16 protein-coding genes are annotated in these 17,159 nt (G+C 63.8%); 6 read left to right on the top strand and 10 right to left on the bottom strand.

From position 1 onward, the window contains the following. Positions 1 to 5: 5 nt before the first annotated feature. Together KBX17_RS05320 and KBX17_RS05315 are read right to left on the bottom strand one after the other, a co-directional pair. Positions 6 to 1,637, bottom strand: a complete 1,632-nt coding sequence (locus KBX17_RS05320) for a peptide chain release factor 3 (protein WP_256018813.1) — start codon at positions 1,635 to 1,637, stop codon at positions 6 to 8. Positions 1,638 to 1,696: 59 nt separating this feature from the next. After that, on the bottom strand, positions 1,697 to 2,581 hold the full coding sequence (locus KBX17_RS05315) for an NAD(P)/FAD-dependent oxidoreductase (RefSeq protein WP_256018812.1): 885 nt from the start codon (positions 2,579 to 2,581) through the stop codon (positions 1,697 to 1,699). A gap of 138 nt (positions 2,582 to 2,719) precedes the next feature. On the opposite strand from KBX17_RS05315, the gene KBX17_RS05310 reads away from it, so the two are divergent. After that, entirely contained in the window at positions 2,720 to 3,265 is a 546-nt protein-coding gene (locus tag KBX17_RS05310; RefSeq protein WP_256018811.1) for an NADPH-dependent FMN reductase, read from the top strand. Between the two features lies 1 nt (position 3,266). On the opposite strand, the gene pth (KBX17_RS05305) is transcribed toward KBX17_RS05310, so the two are convergent. Further along, positions 3,267 to 3,953 carry an aminoacyl-tRNA hydrolase gene (gene pth / locus KBX17_RS05305; RefSeq protein ID WP_370687584.1) on the bottom strand — a complete coding sequence of 229 codons (687 nt, stop codon included), beginning with the start codon at positions 3,951 to 3,953 and terminating at the stop codon, positions 3,267 to 3,269. Between pth (KBX17_RS05305) and KBX17_RS05300 the strand changes: the two genes are divergently transcribed. From KBX17_RS05300 to KBX17_RS05290, 3 genes are read left to right on the top strand one after another with little or no spacing between them, the layout of a single operon-like run. Further along, positions 3,952 to 4,743: a hypothetical protein gene (locus tag KBX17_RS05300; protein WP_256018810.1), complete on the top strand. Its 792-nt coding sequence runs from the start codon at positions 3,952 to 3,954 to the stop codon at positions 4,741 to 4,743. The genes pth (KBX17_RS05305) and KBX17_RS05300 overlap by 2 nt on opposite strands. An 8-nt stretch (positions 4,744 to 4,751) precedes the next feature. Continuing rightward, complete coding sequence (locus KBX17_RS05295) at positions 4,752 to 5,429, top strand: hypothetical protein (protein ID WP_256018809.1); 678 nt, start codon at positions 4,752 to 4,754, stop codon at positions 5,427 to 5,429. Positions 5,430 to 5,472: 43 nt separating this feature from the next. After that, positions 5,473 to 6,432: a nitronate monooxygenase gene (locus tag KBX17_RS05290; RefSeq protein WP_256018807.1), complete on the top strand. Its 960-nt coding sequence runs from the start codon at positions 5,473 to 5,475 to the stop codon at positions 6,430 to 6,432. 6 nt (positions 6,433 to 6,438) lie between these two features. On the opposite strand, the gene KBX17_RS05285 is transcribed toward KBX17_RS05290, so the two are convergent. The 3 genes from KBX17_RS05285 to KBX17_RS05275 form a co-directional block, all read right to left on the bottom strand. Then, positions 6,439 to 6,975, bottom strand: coding sequence for a hypothetical protein (locus KBX17_RS05285; RefSeq protein ID WP_256018806.1), 537 nt, complete (start codon positions 6,973 to 6,975; stop codon positions 6,439 to 6,441). Positions 6,976 to 7,086: 111 nt separating this feature from the next. Beyond that, entirely contained in the window at positions 7,087 to 7,653 is a 567-nt protein-coding gene (pth, locus tag KBX17_RS05280; RefSeq protein ID WP_255997064.1) for an aminoacyl-tRNA hydrolase, read from the bottom strand. 141 nt (positions 7,654 to 7,794) lie between these two features. Beyond that, positions 7,795 to 8,481: a 50S ribosomal protein L25/general stress protein Ctc gene (locus tag KBX17_RS05275; RefSeq protein WP_005291181.1), complete on the bottom strand. Its 687-nt coding sequence runs from the start codon at positions 8,479 to 8,481 to the stop codon at positions 7,795 to 7,797. Positions 8,482 to 8,788: 307 nt separating this feature from the next. Between KBX17_RS05275 and KBX17_RS05270 the strand changes: the two genes are divergently transcribed. Continuing rightward, positions 8,789 to 10,270, top strand: coding sequence for an NAD-dependent succinate-semialdehyde dehydrogenase (locus tag KBX17_RS05270; protein ID WP_256018804.1), 1,482 nt, complete (start codon positions 8,789 to 8,791; stop codon positions 10,268 to 10,270). On the opposite strand, the gene KBX17_RS05265 is transcribed toward KBX17_RS05270, so the two are convergent. The 4 genes from KBX17_RS05265 to KBX17_RS05250 all read right to left on the bottom strand — a co-directional run bounded on the left by KBX17_RS05265 (position 10,267) and on the right by KBX17_RS05250 (position 15,518). Next, positions 10,267 to 11,745 carry an amino acid permease gene (locus KBX17_RS05265; protein ID WP_232210306.1) on the bottom strand — a complete coding sequence of 493 codons (1,479 nt, stop codon included), beginning with the start codon at positions 11,743 to 11,745 and terminating at the stop codon, positions 10,267 to 10,269. The two genes, KBX17_RS05270 and KBX17_RS05265, sit on opposite strands and share 4 nt — an antisense overlap. 1 nt (position 11,746) lies before the next feature. After that, entirely contained in the window at positions 11,747 to 12,724 is a 978-nt protein-coding gene (locus tag KBX17_RS05260; protein ID WP_005291171.1) for a ribose-phosphate diphosphokinase, read from the bottom strand. Positions 12,725 to 12,743: 19 nt separating this feature from the next. Beyond that, on the bottom strand, positions 12,744 to 14,195 hold the full coding sequence (gene glmU / locus KBX17_RS05255; protein ID WP_370687588.1) for a bifunctional UDP-N-acetylglucosamine diphosphorylase/glucosamine-1-phosphate N-acetyltransferase GlmU: 1,452 nt from the start codon (positions 14,193 to 14,195) through the stop codon (positions 12,744 to 12,746). Positions 14,196 to 14,267: 72 nt separating this feature from the next. After that, positions 14,268 to 15,518 (bottom strand): MFS transporter, encoded by a 1,251-nt coding sequence (locus tag KBX17_RS05250; RefSeq protein ID WP_256018801.1) that lies wholly within the window; start codon positions 15,516 to 15,518, stop codon positions 14,268 to 14,270. Between the two features lie 109 nt (positions 15,519 to 15,627). Here KBX17_RS05250 and KBX17_RS05245 point away from each other — a divergent pair, with 109 nt between their 5' ends. Then, positions 15,628 to 17,142: a multicopper oxidase domain-containing protein gene (locus KBX17_RS05245; protein WP_256018799.1), complete on the top strand. Its 1,515-nt coding sequence runs from the start codon at positions 15,628 to 15,630 to the stop codon at positions 17,140 to 17,142. Positions 17,143 to 17,159: the final 17 nt, after the last annotated feature.

Below are 17,159 nucleotides of genomic sequence, written 5' to 3'. Positions count from 1 at the left end.
ACGCGCTAGTCGGCGACGAGCGGCTCCATGGTGAGCTCTGGGTGCTCCTTCTCCACGAAGGCGAGCTTCCACTTGTCGCCGAACAGCGCGATGAGTTCGCCGTCGGTGCGGGTGAAAATCTCCACGCCGCGCTGGCGTCCCAGCTCCGGGGCGGACTCCGCATCGGTGCGCCGCGCCACCGAGTAGGGGATCGGCTCGGTCACGGTTTCGACGTTGTATTCGTTTTCCATGCGGGCCTGCATGACCTCGAACTGCATGGGGCCGACAGCGGCCATGACGGGGGAGGCGTCGCCGCGGGCGTCGTTACGCAGAATCTGCACAACACCCTCAGCGTCGAGCTGCTCGAGCGCCTTACGGAACTGCTTGTATTTGCCCAGCGATTTCGCGCGCAGCGTGCGGAAGTGCTCGGGGGCGAACTGTGGCATCGGCGGGAACTGGACCTTGCGGCCCGTGTAGATCGTGTCGCCCGGCGCCAGCGCACCGGCGTTGACTAGGCCGATGATGTCGCCCGGGAACGCGGTCTCCACGGTGTCGCGGGTGCGGCCGAAGACGGTGAGGGCGTATTTCGTCGAAAAGCTGCGGCCCGACTGCGCGTGCGTGACCTGCATGCCGCGGTCGAACTCGCCGGAGACGACACGCATGAACGCGAGCGTGTCGCGGTGGTTCTTATCCATGCCGGCCTGCACCTTGAACACGACGCCGGAGAACTCATCGCCGACCGAACGCGACTCGTCCATCGCGCTTGTCGACGCCTCCACCGCCGCCGGATCCGACTCGCGGCCCTCCGGAGCGGGCGCAATGGCGCACAGCGTGTCCAAAATCTGGTGGACGCCGAAGTTGAGCATGGCGGAGGCGAAGATGAGCGGCGAGGTCACGCACTGTTCGAACAGGTCCTGATTGTGGACGGCGCCGTCGGCGGCGAGCAACTCGGCTTCCTCGATGGCGGTCTCCCACACGTCGCCTTCCTTGGCGGCTGCGTCGTCCGGGGTGAAGTGCTCTTCCGGGGCGATGGTGGAACCGCCAGCGGTGCGGGTGAAGTGAATGTACTCATCGGCTTCACCGTCGTCGTTGACGTGAGCGAGGCCGCGGAAGTCGCCTGCCTCGCCGACAGGCCAGTAGAGGGGAGTGGGTTGGAGGTCGATTTCGGTGACGATCTCGTCGACAAGCTCCAGCGGCTCGCGGCCCACGCGGTCCCACTTGTTGATCACCGTGACAATCGGCAACCCGCGGGCTTTGCAGACGCGGAAGAGCTTGAGAGTTTGAGGCTCGAGGCCCTTCGCGGCGTCGATCAGCATGACGGCAGCATCGACGGCAGACAGCACGCGGTAGGTGTCCTCGGAGAAGTCCGCGTGGCCCGGGGTGTCCACGAGGTTGACCACATACGGCTCACCGGTGTGGCCCTCGGGAGCGTATTCGAACTGGAGCGCTGACGATGCGATGGAGATGCCGCGGTCCTTTTCCATCTCCATCCAGTCAGACACCGTGTCTTTGCGGTTGCCCTTGCCGTGCACCGCGCCCGCCTCCGAGATCGCGTGGGCGTGCAGCGCCAGCGCCTCCGTCAACGTCGACTTACCCGCGTCCGGGTGGGCGATGACGGCGAAGGTGCGGCGGCGGGCGGCCTCGGTGACGGTACTCATGACCTGTAGAGGGTAGTCGCTTGTGCGGTGGGAGGGCGAACCAGTGCAAAGCAGCGAAATTAGGACAGCTTCTCGGAGAAAAGCGCCTGGTCGATAGCGATCCCGACGGCCGCCCCTGCACCTGTCGCCTGCGACACTTGGTCGGGAGAGCTGACCACATTGCCCGCTGCCCAGAGACCCGGCTGCGATGTCCGGCCGCGTTCTGTGCGGACCCATCCGTCGACGACATCGCAACCAGCTTCGCGCAGCAGCTCGTCGTTCGGTTCGAAACGTGGGCCGGTGAAACAGGATTCGAACACGAAATGGTGGTTAGTCGTGCGAATTACGGCTTGGTCACCCTCCGCCGAACTGACTTCTAGGACGGGTTCGTCGACGATTTCGATGTTCAGCGAGGAGAAGAGGGCGAGCTCCTCGTCGGGAAGCTCAAGGCCGTTGGGGAAGAAAGTCACGGTCTTCGCCCACTTGGTGAGTAGCTTCGAAATATGGAATGTGAAGCCGGGGTTCTCTCCTCCGATCACGGCGAGGTCCGTCCCGTTCACCTCGTATCCGTGGCAATAGGGGCAGTGGAAAACCCGCGTTCCCCACAGCGGGGACAAACCGTACACGTCAGGCAAGACGTCGGTGATTCCGGTAGTGACGAGAACATGCGGGGAATCAATGGCCTTGCTGCTCGCGAGAGTTACGGACCACTTGTCGTGTGACTTTGTCAGGTTCTCAGCGCGGTCCCGCACGATCGTCCCGCCGAACGACTCGAATTCAGCATGACCCTTTTCGAGTAGCTCGACTGGTTTGATCGAGTCCATTCCTAGGATGCCGTGGGCGTGCTCGCTGAACCGGTTGCGCGGCCGCCCTTCGTCGACCAAGCAGACGGACCGATTCGCTCTTGCCAAGTTGATTGCCGCCGCGGTCCCGGCGAAACCTCCGCCGATGATCGTGACATCCATGTCTTAGCCTCCTGGAATTCTTTGGACTGGTTCTCGTTGAAGAAACTAGTTGCTCGAGCTCCACCGCGGGAGGCCCTGATGGCCTTCATTAGAGTGGAGCCGAGTTAGGTGACTTGTACGCAAACGAGAGGAGAAGCAATGAAGATTGGCGTCATCGTCGGATCTATCCGTAAGGGCCGCACCGCGGAGAAGGTGGCCGCCTGGGTGCAGGAGCAGGTGGCCGATCGCAGCGGCGCGGAGTACCAGCTCATCGACGTCGCCGACTTCGACCTGCCGATGTATGACGGTGCCGGCATGCCGATGCTCATGAACCGCGAGTACGACAACGATGAGGTCACCCGCTGGTCGCAAGCCATTGACGCCTGCGACGCGTTCATCTTCATCACGCCGGAGTACAACCACTCGGTCCCGGCAGCGCTGAAGAACGCTGTGGATACGCTCGGCCCCGAGTGGGTGGGCAAGCCGATCGCGTTTGTCGGCTACGGCGGTGTCGGCGCGATCCGCGCCATCGAGCATTGGCGCCAGATCGCCGCGAACTTCCACATGCATGACATCCGCGAGCAGCTCGGCTTTATCCAGGCGATGGAGATGCGCGACGGCTTCCAGCCGATGCCCCATCGCGCCAAGGAGCTCGCCGCGATGTGCGACCGCCTCGAGACGCTCACCGCCCAGCTGAACAAGTAACTCAGCTACGCGGGTGGATCTCGTTCTGCGCGCGCTGCACCCCGTGCTTAACGACGATCCCAGCCGCCTCGGCCGCCAACTCCAACTGCTCCGTCAGAGCTTTCTCCTCGTGTTCTGAGTCCTGCGGCAGCGAGCTGAGCACCCACTCCGGCACGGGCATTCCTTTCGGCGGGCGCCCGATTCCGATCCGAATTCGCACGTAGTCGCGCGTCCCCAGGTGCTCAGTGAGGGACTTCAATCCGTTGTGCCCGTTCTCGTTGCCGCCGAGCTTGATGCGGACTTTGCCGGGTGGGAGGTCGAGCTCGTCGTGAAGCACCACGATGTGGTCGGGCGCAACCCCCAGCTCGCGGGCCAGGGGAGCGATGCCCTCGCCGCTCAAGTTCATGAACGTGGTGGAGCGGGCGTAGGCCACCCCGTCAGCGACGGCGACGGTCACTTTGTGTCCGTTGAGCGGGGCCAGGGTGGCCGCGACCTGGTCGAGGAGGATGTCCTGCACCATGTAGCCGACGTTGTGCTTCGTAGCGTCATACCTCGCGCCGGGGTTGCCCAGGCCAACGACGAGCCATTCGGCATCGGGCAGCGCTGGATCAACGTCAGGGGTTGGATCGGTGTTAGTGGTCGGCGTTGAACGGAAGAGTCTGCGCAGGAAATCGAACACGATAGCCAGTCTAACTATGATGGGGGCCATGAATGAGCAGCTACGGGCAGCCCAGGAGCCCATTGGGTGGGGGCCGACGCTGCTGGTACTGGGCATCATCCTGATTGTGTTTGCCGTGGGTGCGTTCATCGCTGTGGCCTCGAGGAAGAGGGCAGAGAAGGGGGCGGAGCGTGGGTTCGTCGATAAGCATTATGCGCGTGCGGCGAACCTTATCCCGGAAACCGACGCACGCGTGCGTGGGTTGCACTCGCCGCTGTGTCCGCCCCACGCCGTGCAGGAGTGGGAGGCCACCCGCGCCCGCTTCGAGCAGGAGAGCTCGCGCGAGGCGACGGAGCAGGTGCTTGCCGCCCACGCAAACGCGCTGTACCTGCAGGGGATCGAACAGGGCGACCTGCGGCTGCGTGCACAGGCCGTCAACGAGCTGGTCAGCGAAGCGCGCCAGTTCGGTTCGGACCAGCTTGCGCGCCACGTGGCTGGTCTACGGGCAAAAGTTGCGGACCCGGAGTTCTGTGCCGAGTACGCCCGCGCTGCATCCGCCTTGGGCCCCGCATCGCGCCAGTGGTGCGACCGCGAATTCAACAAGCTGATGTCCTTGCGGCAAGTGGGGCGCAAAGCTGACCCGGACGTACCGTCACCGAGAATCACCAGCCGGGAGTACCGCCCGGGATCCGGGCTGGGAGGCTTCGTGCCCATCGGTGCGATCTGGGAGCAGTATTGCGCGGGCATGGGCTCGTACGACGTGGCGCAGACGGTCAACCTGCATCCGGCGGCAACTGGGCGCGTGTACCGCCGCTGGCTGCGCGGTGAGGTCGCACCGTGAGGAGGTTCATGGACCACGCGAAGCTGACTAAAGAAACCGACGGGCACGTCCCTCGTGATGATGCTTTCTACCACCGCGCCCTGACCCGCATCGACGAGACCGACCGGCTTATCCCGCAGCTGCGCTCCGCGTTAGCTGCCGGTGCCGGCAAGCAGTGGCAACGCGCGAAGGCGGATATCCATCCCCTACCCGAGCGCAAGCGCCCCGGCAAGGGGGTGACCCGCGCCATGCGCTCTGTTGAGCAGATCGACCGCACCGCCACGCTGGCCGCCGTGCTTGCCGGCGCTGAGCAAGGCGACGTCGACGCGCGGCTCGTTGTCGTGAATGACCTGCTCGAGGACCTCCGCTTCGCCACGGCACGGTGCGGGGCATCCACGCCTGACCGCGTGGCCGCGCGCGACGGGATCTTCGCCATCACGGATAAGCTCCGCGCACTGAAAGGGGAGCTGGACTCGCCGCAGTTCATCGACCGGTTCGTCGGAGTGGCCGCGCAGTACGCCGACGTCATGCGGTCTGCCCGGCCGTGTTTCACCGAGATCAAAGACTCTACCGTCATCGAACCACCGCAATTCGGTGACGAGCTTTTCGTGCTCGGCACCGGCATCAACGGCCTGATCCCCTGGATGTACATGGACGATGTCGACGAGTGGATCCGTTACGACCGCACCCGGAACGCCAATGCTTAGATCACGCGGCTCGGCTTGAAACCGGTGGGGTAGGGTAGGCCGCATGCCCACCGACCTGCCTGCTCCGTTGCCCCGCGTCGTCGCCGCCCCTATGGCCGGCGGCCCGTCCACGCCCGAACTGGTCAATGCCGTCAGCTTCGGGTTCCTGGCTTGGGGTACCTGCTCGTTGGCGCAGGCGGCCGAAGAGCTCGCCCGCGTCGAGGAGCCCTTCGGCATCAACCTCTTCTACCCGCAGGCCGATGAGCCAGCCGCGGCGGACCTGGAGCGGCTCTCCGCAGAACTCGACGAGCCTGTGCCCCCAGCCGACCTGACTTTCGGCTTCCACGACAAGCTGCGTTTGGCCATCGAGGACGGACGAGCCACCATCGTGTCGTCGACCTTCGGCTGCTTCACTCCTGAGGAAGTCCGCATGCTGCATGACGCCGGGATCCAAGCCTGGGTCACCGTCACCAACGAAGTCGACGCGGTCAAGGCGGCCGAGTACGCCGACGGACTCATCGTGCAAGGTCCCGAAGCTGGTGGGCACCGCGCGACGTGGCGGCTGGGGGAGGAGCCGGGGGACCGTAGCGTCGAAAAGCTTCTTGATGGCATCTTCCGCCTCATCAACATCCCCCTCATGGCCGCTGGCGGCGCCCGCGGCCCCGCCGACGTGGAGCGCCTCATCGAGTGGGGCGCGTCATCCGTTGCGTGCGGCAGCGCCTTTTTGCTTGCCGACGAAGCCGGCACCTCCGACACCAACCGCGCCCACCTTCGCGATGCCCGCACCGGCGGTGAGCGCGGCGTTTCTACGCGTGCTTTCTCGGGCCGTTACGCCCGCGGCTTTGAGACTGAGTTCACGCGCACCCATCCCGACCTGCCGCCGGTCTATCCTCATCTCAACGCCATGCTCAAACCTCGGCGCAACGACCCAGATTACGCTTATTGCCTGGTCGGCGAGCGGCCAGAGGAGTTGCGTGAGGGCCCGGCGGCCGAGATCGAGGCGTACTTGCTGGGCGCGCGTTAGTCAGGTTCAGTCCAGAACTTCCGGTTCGTGATCGGAGTTCTCCACATTGACGGCGTCAGGGGGAGTCGCTATGTCGGAGCCATACCTCAGTTGATCCGCACGGGCGATGACACGGATGCGCTTGTCGACGTATTTGGTCCAGTCCAGCGGTTGCGGCGAGGTGTCATTACCCAGGATTGCCCACAGCGGGCTTTGGGTAGTTTCGATCCCTCCAGCGACAAGGCCGTCAACTGGTTTCACTGGGTCAAGCTCGATTGCATAGAAAGTAGAAACATTGTCTACGTCGTCCGCAACCTCTTCATGCACTCCTGGGGGAAGCATGTCCTTGAAGTGAACCGCCTTGAGCGTTCCTTCCAGCACTTGCTCTCCTGGCGCAAGGTTGAGGTCTTCCCCCGAATCTCCTCCCTCGCCCGGCACGGCCAATGAATCGGGCTCTGGGATCGGTGCTTCAGTGGAGCATCCCGTGACGCCGACACTGAGAATCGCTGCGGTGAGGACCGCGGCGAGCGCCCGCGTTGTCAGGTGGCGGGTGGACTGGTGCATGGAACCGACCTCTCTACGAATGTCACGCCGTTTCCCGGGGGCAGAATACTGCTGAGGGTTTTCCGGAATACTGCTCGGATAAACATACTGGTCAAAAACGTGCGGCGTGGCTTATTCGGGCGAGCAGTATTCCAGCAGCCCGTCGGCCACGTCCGCGAGCACGATCGGAAGCTCCGCGAACTCCTGCTTGCTGAATGGCTTGAGCACGTAATCGGCGGGAGCCTGCCGCCCCGGCGGGCGCCCGATGCCCACCGCGAGACGGTGGTAATCGGAGGTACCCAATGACTTGGTGACGGACTTCAACCCGTTATGGCCGTGGTCCCCGCCGCCGAGACGGAGCTTGAATTGGCCGAAGTCGAGGTCCAGCTCGTCGTAGATGACGTAGACGCCGGCAGGCTTCGTTCCGTAGTAGCTGGCCAGCGCCTTAACGGGGCCGCCGGAGACATTCATGAAGCCACGCGTGCGCGCGAGAATCGTGCGTCGCGGCATGAGACGACCCGCGGCGAGTTCAGCGACCTCAGTGTTGGTCTTCTTGTGCACGCTCAGTTGGGCGGGCATCGGGGTAGCGCGATCCAGAAGCTCGTCGATCACCATCGCCCCCGCATTATGTCTCGTCTGCGCATAGATAGTGCCCGGGTTGCCTAGGCCCACGACCAGAATGGGGGAATCAGTAGCCACGGGAATTAATTCTACGGGCAATACGGATCAACGGGTGGCGGGTAAACCCGGGGCATGCCGAGAGTTGCCGGACCAATGCGAAAGGCCGGCTCCCCGGGGTGGGGGAAGCCGGCCTTGGCAAGGGGGGCGTCGATAAGCGACTTACTCGCTTGCGCCCTCGTCGCCCTCGCCGCCGTCGGCGATCTCAACGGTGCCCTCTGCGTCGCCGTCCTCGCCTTCGGTGTCAGCGCCAGCCTCAGCGCCGCCCTCCTCAACATCAGCGGCAGCAGCCTCGAGCTCTTCGTCGACCTGCTCGTAGGTGACGTTGATGACCAAGAACTCCGGATCGGTGAGCAGCTCTGCACCCTCCGGCAGCTGCAGGTCGGAAGCGAAGATCTGGTCGCCGATCTCCTTGCCCTCGATGGACACGATGATCTCGTCCGGAATCTTCAGGGCCTCGACCTCGATCTCGACAACGTCGAGCTCCTGCAGGACCACGGCATCGGCAGCAGCCTCACCCTCGTAGGTAACCGGGACCTCGACGTTGACCTTCTCGCCGCGCTTCACGCCCAGCAGGTCGATGTGGTCGATGTTCAGGGTCAGAACGTTCTGGTCGATGTTCTTGACCATGGCGAGGTTCTTCTCGCCGTCGATGTCGAGCTCGAGAATGGCGTTGGTGCCGTCGTTACGCACAAGCGCACTAATCTCGAGGATGTCGACGTGGAAGTGCAGGTTGTCCTCGCCGGAGCTGTAGAGAACGCCGGGGACGCGGCCCGCGGCGCGAAGGCGGCGGGAAGCACCCTTGCCGAACTCCTCGCGCTTCTCGGCCTTAATAACCGGGTTAGCCATAATGGTTACTCCTGTGTGTTCGGGCCACAAAAAATGCGGCCACTGTGATGACGATGTTCGTGTGCTCGTCGAGTGACCGCGCGCTGTTGTTTCGCTTCCGCTCAACAACAGCGAGATGATATGTAGTCGAATCGCGTCGATAACGGCTCCCCGTAGGGCGCCCTCGCCGAGACGCAGTAGAGCTTAACAGCCCACCGCAGGCGGGACCAAAACCCCCGTTCTGCGAATAGTGGGCTAACACCCAACGTTGGCGGTGGTAGACCGGAAAGGGAAAGCATCAGCAAACCGCGATTGAGGGAAACCCCGCATGATGTCCAAGATTGATATTGACCAGCTTCTGGAAAAGGTAGAAAAGCGTCTCCGCATCGGCGGCGAGTGGCGCGACGGCTCGGAGGGTGAGACGTTCGAGGTAGAAAACCCGGCCACGGGGGAGACCATTGCAACCATGGCGTCGGCAAGCCGCGAGGACGCACTCAAAGCGCTCGCAGCGGCTGATAATGCCCGCGCCGAGTGGGAGCACACCACCCCGCGCGAGCGAGCCGAGATCCTGCGCACGGCATACGACCTCATGCACGAGCACAAGGCGGAGTTTGCCACCCTGATGTCCCTGGAGATGGGAAAGACGTACGCCGAGGCTGAAGGTGAGGTCGACTACGGCTCCGATTACCTGCTGTGGTTCTCTGAGGAAGCCAACCACTTCTTCGGCAACACCAACGCATACCCAGCCAAGGGCAACCGGATGCTCACCTTCCGTAAGCCGATTGGTCCCTGCCTGCTGATTACGCCGTGGAACTTCCCGCTGTCGATGGCCACGCGCAAGGTGGCTCCGGCGTTGGCGGCCGGCAACACCGTCGTGGTGAAACCTGCTAGCAAAACCCCGCTGACCATTCAGTACTTTGCGCAGACGATGATGGAAGCTGGCCTGCCCGCCGGCGTGATCAACCTGGTTTCCACCGCGAGCTCGAAGGATGTCTCCGAGCCGATCCTAGCCGACAGCCGCCTGCGCAAGCTTTCCTTCACCGGATCGACTCCCGTGGGCGTGACCTTGCTCAAACTGGCGGCAGAGAACGTCGTGCGCACGTCGATGGAGCTCGGGGGTAACGCGCCCGCCATCGTTTTCGGTGATGCTGACATGGATGTCGCAGTCGAGGGTGTGAAGATGGCCAAGATGCGCAACAATGCAGAGGCTTGCACCGCCGCGAACCGGATCTTCGTTCACGAGTCCGTCGCCGACGAGTTCACCGAGAAGTTCGTTGCTGCGGTCAAGGAGATGAAGTTCGACGACCCGTTTGCGGAAGGCGCTGACATCGGCCCGCTCATTGACGAACAGGCGCAGCAAGACATGCAAGAGCTTGTCGACGACGCTGTCTCCCACGGCGGCGAGATCCTCTGCGGAGGCACGAAACTCGACCGCGACGGCTACTTCTTCGAGCCCACCGTGGTCCGCGGCTGCTCCAAGGAAGCCAAGGTATACCGTGAAGAGATCTTCGGCCCGATTGCGCCGATTTTCACCTTCAAGGATGAGGACGAGTTGTGGGAGCTGGCTAACGACACCGAATACGGCCTGGCTTCCTACGTGTTCTCCCAGAACCCCGACGTGATCTTCCGCGCCTCCGACAACTTGGAGTTCGGCATCGTCGGCTTCAACACCGGCGCAGTGTCCGATGCCTCAATCCCGTTCGGTGGTGTCAAGGCGTCGGGTCTGGGGCGCGAGGGCTCGAAGGAGGGCATGCTCGAGTACACCGAGGTGCAGTTCGTCGGCATGCCAGACCCGTACGCGAATAACTAGAGGGTGTGAGGCTGTACAGTCTCGCGCCGCAGCGCCCCGTGACCACCGGGACGCTCCATGACTGTCGCCGCGATGAACAGGCCGATCGCCCAGACAGCCATGGCGATGAGGCCGACGCGGTAGTCGGGCAGTGCGGCCATGAGCACCAGGACCAGCACGAAGTAGGCTCCGCAGATGTAGTTCGCAGCGGGGAAGAGCGGTGCTGTGAAGCTCGAGCTGCGTCCGCTCTTGCGGAAGTTCAGGTGGGCGAAGTTCACTGCAGCCCAGGTGATCAGCTCGGAACCGACCACGACGGCAAGCAACACAGTGAAGATCTTGCCCTCGAAGAAGTAATTGAGCAGCACGACAGAGCCCATGAGTGCGCAGTTGAACAGCAGCGCACGCAGTGGCAGACCCTTCCTCGTGGTCTGGCCGAAGTACGCGGGGGCTTGACCGTTGAGCGACAGGTCGCGCAGCATGCGGGCACCTGAGTACGTCATGGTGTTGCACACCGAGGCGACCGCGGCGAGGATCACGAGGTTGAGCACATGGGCAGCGCCGTCAACACCGACAAAGCTAAGCACGCGCACGAAGGGGCTTTCCGACGAGTCCTGCCCATCCCACGGCGCCAGCAGCAGGATCACGCTCATGCCGCCGATGTAGAAGACCAAGATGCGCCAGATCACGGAGTTGATGGCCTTCGGGATCGTGTGTTCCGGATTCTCTGTTTCTCCGGCGGCGGTGCCGATGGACATGATGCCGCCGAAGGTGAAGGTGACCGCAACGAGTGAGAAGACCACGCCGGAAGCACCGAAGGGGAAGAAGCCGCCGTGGTCGGTGAGGTTGTGGAACCCGGCGTCGGCGGAGGGGGTGAGCACCAGCACGAAACCCAGAATGATCATCGCGACGAGTGCGATGACTTTCACGAGGGACAGCCAGTATTCGGCTTCGGCGAAGATGCTCACGCGGGCGGCGTTGATGATCAGCACGACCACCAAGGTGACCAGCGCCGTGATCCAGTGGGGGATCTGCGGGAACCAGAAGTCCAGGAACGTGCCCATGGCGGTGAGCTCGATCATGCCCACCACGATCGTGGTGTACCACCAGTTCCAACCCGCGACGAAGCCCGCGCGGGGGCCGATGAAGTCGCGGGCGTACGCAGCAAACGACCCAGAGACAGGGTTGGCCACCGCCATCTCACCCAGCATGCGCATGAGCAGGTAGACGATTGCACCGACGAAGAGGAAGGTGACCAGCACGCCTGGACCGGCGTAACCAATCGATTCCGCGGATCCAAGGAACAGACCGGTGCCGATGGCGGAGCCCAGCGCGATCATCTGCAGCTGGCGGCTTTTCATTGCCCGCTGCAATCCAGCGTCGCGCTGCTGCAGCGAATGCGGTGCATCCGATGTCACGGTCGCGGCAGGCCCAGCGGGCACGGTGGAACTCCCGCCAGCTGACCCGGCGCCGGCGGGATCAATGTGAGGGGCAGGCACCTTAAGCTTGGCCCTCAAACAGCGTGGTCACGGAACCGTTCTCGAAGATCTCGTGGATCGTGCGGGCGAGCAGCGGCGCAATAGACAGCACGGTGAGGTTCTTCCAGCCCTCGGTGGACTGCGGCAGGGTGTCGGTGGTGATGATTTCTTCGGCGCCGCAGTCGTTGAGGCGCTCGCGGGCCGGGTCGGAGAACACGCCGTGGGTGGTGGCGATGACCACCGAGCGGGCGCCAGCGTCCTTGAGCACACCGACAGCCCCGGCGATGGTGCCGCCGGTGTCGATCATGTCGTCGAGAAGCACGCAGTCCTTGCCTTCAACGTCACCGACAACGCGGTTGGCCACGACCTTGTTGGCCGCGTCGATGTCGCGGGTCTTGTGGACGAAGGCCATCGGAGCGTCCCCAAGCGTGTTGGCCCACTTCTCAGCCGTCTTCACACGGCCGGCATCGGGGGAGACCACGGCGAGGTTGTCCATGGAGTACTTGGACTTGATGTAGTCGGTCAGGATCGGCATCGCGTGCATGTGGTCGACCGGGCCGTCGAAGAAGCCCTGGATCTGGTCGGTGTGCAAGTCCACGGAGACGATGCGGTCGGCACCCGCGGCGGTGAGCAGGTCAGCGACCAGGCGGGCCGAAATCGGCTCGCGGCCGCGGTGCTTCTTATCCTGGCGGGCGTAGGGGTAGAACGGCAGGATCGCGGTGATGCGCTTGGCGGAACCACGCTTGAGCGCGTCAATCATGATCAACTGCTCCATGAGCCACTTGTTCAGCGGCTGCGCGTGGGACTGAATGACAAAGCAGTCCGCGCCGCGGACGGACTCGCCGAAGCGAATGAAGATCTCACCATTGGCGAAGTCGCGGGCGGTGGTGGGGACCAAGTCGATGCCGAGTTCCCGGGCCACGTTCTCCGCCAGCTCTGGGTGGGCGCGGCCGGAGAAGACCTTGAGGTCCTTGTGGCTTTCGACTTTCTTACCGGTCATGGGTGGTGTCGCCTTTCAGTTAGCTCTCGCGTGCGCGCTGGGCAGCCTCCGCCGCGGCGGTGCCGGGGCGCTTGTCTTCCACCCAGCCCTCGATGTTGCGCTGGCGACCTTCCTTGATGGCCAGGGCGCCTGCGGGCACATCCTTAGTGACTACTGTACCTGCGCCTGTATACGCTCCATCACCGACGGTCACCGGAGCGACGAACATGGTGTCGGAGCCGGTGCGGCAGTGGTCGCCGATGGTGGTGCGGTGCTTGTTCACGCCGTCGTAGTTGACGAAGACACTGGACGCGCCAATGTTGGACTCCACGCCGACGGTCGCGTCGCCGATGTAGGTCAGGTGAGGCACCTTTGCCCCTTCACCGATCGTGGCGTTCTTGGATTCCACGAAGGCACCAAGCTTGCCGCGCGCGCCCAGTTCTGTACCCGGCCGGATGTAGGTGAACGGGCCGACAGTAGCGTCGTCGCCGATGACGCCGAGTTCGCCGTGGGTGCGCACCACCGACGCCCGCGCACCGACTTCCATGTCGGTCAGGGTGGTGTCAGGGCCGATCACGGCACCGTCGCCAATCTTCGTGGAGCCCCACAGCTGCGTATTCGGGTGGATGGTCACATCCTGGCCGACTTCCACGTCGACGCCGATCCACGTCGTGGCCGGATCGATCACGGTCGCGCCAGCGCGCATCGCGCGTTCAACCAAGCGGCGGTTGAGTTCCTTGCCGGCCTCGGCGAGTTGCACGCGGTCATTCACGCCGGCGAGTTCGCGCGCGTCGGGGGCGATGTGGGCGGCGACTTTGCGGCCGTCGTTACGCGCGATGCCCAGTACGTCTGTGATGTAGAGCTCGCCCTGGGCGTTGTCGGAGGTGATGCGTGTCAGAGCGTCGCGAAGCACGGCGCCATCGAAGGCGAAGACACCGGAGTTGACCTCGCGCACGCGGCGCTGCTCGTCGTTCGCGTCCTTCTCTTCGACAATTTCTTGCACCTGCCCGGCAGAATCGCGGATGATGCGTCCGTACCCGGTGGGGTTGTCGAACTCGAGGGAGAGCACCGTCACCGCGGCCTCTTCGCGTTCATGCTTATCGATGAGCCCCTCAATCGTCTCCGGCGTCAACAGGGGCACATCACCGTTCGTGACCACAACCGTGCCGGTGAACTCGGGGATCGCGGTCAGACCAATCTGCACGGCGTGGCCGGTGCCGTTTTGCTCCTCCTGCACGGCCTGGAGGATCTGGATGCGCATTTCCTCTGCCACCGCGTCGACAGCAGGGGAGACCTGGTCGCGCTGGTGTCCCACCACCGCCACGACATGCGCCGGGTGGATCGCCGCCGCCGCGTGCAGCGAGTGCGATAGCAGGCTGCGGCCGCCAATCTCGTGCAAAGTCTTCTGCTTGGTCGACTTCATGCGGGTTCCGGCACCGGCAGCGAGGACGACAACGGCGCGGGGCTGGTTCGCAGTGTTCGCAGTGTTCACAGCGGGCACAAAAGCTCCTTCTTCAGTGATGGGGAGTCGTGGGCAGTTCGCCCCCACTTTACGCACTGCCATTTAGGAGGCGGAGACTTCCTTCAAGTTCCTCGCTCCGAACACTCCGCACACACCCAGCACAGCCAGGAAGAGCAGCACGGCCTGGGTGCCGAGGACCGCGATGACCGAGTTCACCGCGCCGACGACGAGCAGCATGATGCCCATCACCGTGTTGGAGGCACCCGTGATCAGCGTGCGGCGGTCGCCGTCCGCCATGTCCACGAGGTAGGTCTTTCGGCTCACTCGCACGGTGGTGTGCGCTAGGTTCACCGCGAAGAATCCGAGCGGCATCACCCACGCGTTCACGCTTTCCGGTGCCAGGCGTGCGCTGAGCACCAGCAGCACCAGCACGACAGAGGCAGTTGCGGCGGCCCACGCCATTGTGCTTTTCGACGACTTATCCGACCACCACCCGGACACCCGTCCTCCCAGCAGAGCAGCCCCGCCGGAAGCGATGATGAACGCACCGAGACCTGCGAGATCGGTACCTTGCTCTTGGGCCAGCACCACGATGAATGGGGTGGACAGTGCGGTCACTAGCATCAACGAGCGCACCAGGAGGAACTTCTGCAGGTCGCGGTCGGTTCTGACCAGCTGCCACATGTGCCCGAAACCGTGTGCCGTCGCGTTGTCCTCGGTTTCGTATTCCGGTTCTCTAACGCCCGCGAAAACGAGCGCAGCGAGCGCCCAGGTCGAGGCACCCAGGGCAAGCAGCGCGGCCATGACCCACTGCGGCAGGTCGTTCGGCAAGAAGAACAGAATCAGGCCGACTGCCAAGGTGAAGCCGCCGCCCAGAGCAGTCGCCCGGCCCGTGATCATTCCGCGGTGACCCTTGGAAATGGTCCGTCCTTGGACGTCTTTGCCGGCAATGGAGCACATGGCTCGGAACAACGCGAGACCGGCAAGCAGGATGAGGACGGAGATGCCGAGGGTGGTGCCGTCGAAAAGCAATGCGGATACAGCGATGAGCGCGGCGCAGATTGCTTGGCCCACGGATCCTAAGATCCATACGCCTTTGCGGGAGCTCTTGGATGTCACCCACGGCCCCAGTGCGAACTGCGGCAGCATCGAGCCCGACTCGCGGATCGGCACGAGGAAGGAGGTGAATGCCGCCGGTACGCCGGCGGAGGTGAACAGCCACGTCAATACGGTTTTGGGGGCGACGATCTGGTCGCCGATGTTCTGGAACCCGTTGGACCAGATGAAGCGGCGGGCGTTGTGCTCCTCGTGGGGGAGGCTCGTGCCGCCCGATTCGTTCTCGTCTGCGGTCATAACGGAAATAGTAGGCTGGGCGGGAACGCGTGGAAAGCAAGTGTGGGCTAAGAAAGGCTCGCTTGATCTGCGTCCTTGATCAGCGTCGATCGACTTCCTGGGAGGCTATGTGGGCACTATCAGCAGGCGGACGTTCTTCAAAGGCATGATTCTGGCCAGTGCCGCCGCGCTGACGGCCTGCGCTGGCCCCGGTGGTGTGCGCCGCGGCCAACCAACGCCTGCTGGTGCTGACGCGGACCCGCGTCCACTGCCGATTCCGCCGCTGTACGAAGGCGAGTTGGACGGCACGGACGGCACGACCCGCCGCTTCGAGCTCACTGCGCAGGAAGGCGAATACGAGATAGTGCCCGGCCACACCACGAAGACCTGGGGGTTCAACGGGGCGTGGTTGGGGCCGACGCTACTCATGCGCCGTGGCGAGCACATCGAGATGACCGTGCGCAACGAGGTGCCAGAACCCACCGTCGTGCACTGGCACGGCCTGCACCTCCCGGCCGCAGCCGATGGTGGTCCCGCCTTAATGTTTCCGCCGGGGGAGTCATGGACACCGAGCTGGGATGTCGACCAACCTGCCGCGACGTGCTGGTACCACCCGCACCCGCACGAGACTTCCGCGCTGCACGCCTACCGCGGGCTCGCCGGCGCGCTCATCGTCGCCGACGAAGGGCCGGAGACGATTGACTTCCCGTCCGAGTACGGTGTCGACGACATCCCGGTGATCATCACCGACGCGAAATTTACCGAGGACTTCCAACTCGACGAGACCATCGACCCCACCTACGGCTTGCTCGGCGACACCCCGTTAGTCAACGGCATCACGCGCCCGCGGTTTGAGGCATCCAGGCGAGTGTTGCGCCTGCGGCTCGTCAACGGCGCGACGATGCGCTTCCACCACCTTGAACTCGGCGTGCCGTTTCAGGTCATCGCTACCGATCAGGGGGTGCTGAACAGCCCCGCGCTTGTCGACGGCATCCTGCTCAGCCCCGGCGAACGCGCCGAGATCCTCGTCTACCTCGAACCCGGCAAGAACCTCACGCTGCGCAGCACCGGCGTGCCCGACGGCGGGGGCCTGCCCCGCGAGGAAGCCGCCAACGGATTCGGCCTCCGCGACACCTTCGACCTGCTGGAGATCGCGGTGCCGGAAACCTTGGAGGGCTCCGGCGAGGGCGAAGAGGGGAAGCTGGTCTGGGACATTCACAGTGAAGAACCTTCCGCTGAAGGGGTGCCGGAACGTGAGTGGCGGCTCAACGGCTTCCAGATCAACGAGCAATCCATGGACATGGCGCGTGTTGACGCCGTGATTGACCACTCCGGCCCCGAACTGTGGCACGTGATCAACGAGAACGCAGATTGGCCCCACAACTTCCACATCCACAACGCCCGGTTCAGGGTTCACGACATCCAGGACGGAGAGATTGCCTTCCGGGACGGATGGCACGACACCATCACTATCCCACCGAGATCGCGGGTGTCTTTACTTGTCGTGTTCGGCCAGTATCCCGACCCCACCTTGGCCTACATGTTCCACTGTCACATGCTCTTCCACGAGGATGAGGGCATGATGGGGCAGTTCGTCATCGTGGAACCGGGGCAGGAGCCGGCACTAGACCATCCCAACCACTAGGCCTAGCGCCGGCAAGC

The organism is Corynebacterium sp. CCUG 65737 (assembly GCF_024454115.1).
Lineage (GTDB): Bacteria > Actinomycetota > Actinomycetes > Mycobacteriales > Mycobacteriaceae > Corynebacterium > Corynebacterium genitalium.
Note: the sequence above shows the minus strand (reverse complement) of the source record. Positions and strands in the feature narration are given on the sequence as shown.

Excerpts from the sequence above, each read along its gene's own strand:
- KBX17_RS05300 (WP_256018810.1), top strand. The coding sequence starts at position 3,952 with ATGAATGAGCAGCTACGGGCAGCCCAGGAGCCCATTGGGTGGGGGCCG.
- KBX17_RS05315 (WP_256018812.1), bottom strand. The coding sequence starts at position 2,581 with ATGGATGTCACGATCATCGGCGGAGGTTTCGCCGGGACCGCGGCGGCA.
- KBX17_RS05260 (WP_005291171.1), bottom strand. The coding sequence starts at position 12,724 with ATGACCGGTAAGAAAGTCGAAAGCCACAAGGACCTCAAGGTCTTCTCC.
- KBX17_RS05310 (WP_256018811.1), top strand. The coding sequence starts at position 2,720 with ATGAAGATTGGCGTCATCGTCGGATCTATCCGTAAGGGCCGCACCGCG.
- KBX17_RS05285 (WP_256018806.1), bottom strand. The coding sequence starts at position 6,975 with ATGCACCAGTCCACCCGCCACCTGACAACGCGGGCGCTCGCCGCGGTC.
- KBX17_RS05270 (WP_256018804.1), top strand. The coding sequence starts at position 8,789 with ATGATGTCCAAGATTGATATTGACCAGCTTCTGGAAAAGGTAGAAAAG.
- pth (WP_370687584.1), bottom strand. The coding sequence starts at position 3,953 with ATGGCCCCCATCATAGTTAGACTGGCTATCGTGTTCGATTTCCTGCGC.
- KBX17_RS05250 (WP_256018801.1), bottom strand. The coding sequence starts at position 15,518 with ATGACCGCAGACGAGAACGAATCGGGCGGCACGAGCCTCCCCCACGAG.
- KBX17_RS05275 (WP_005291181.1), bottom strand. The coding sequence starts at position 8,481 with ATGGCTAACCCGGTTATTAAGGCCGAGAAGCGCGAGGAGTTCGGCAAG.
- KBX17_RS05290 (WP_256018807.1), top strand. The coding sequence starts at position 5,473 with ATGCCCACCGACCTGCCTGCTCCGTTGCCCCGCGTCGTCGCCGCCCCT.
- KBX17_RS05320 (WP_256018813.1), bottom strand. The coding sequence starts at position 1,637 with ATGAGTACCGTCACCGAGGCCGCCCGCCGCCGCACCTTCGCCGTCATC.
- KBX17_RS05295 (WP_256018809.1), top strand. The coding sequence starts at position 4,752 with ATGGACCACGCGAAGCTGACTAAAGAAACCGACGGGCACGTCCCTCGT.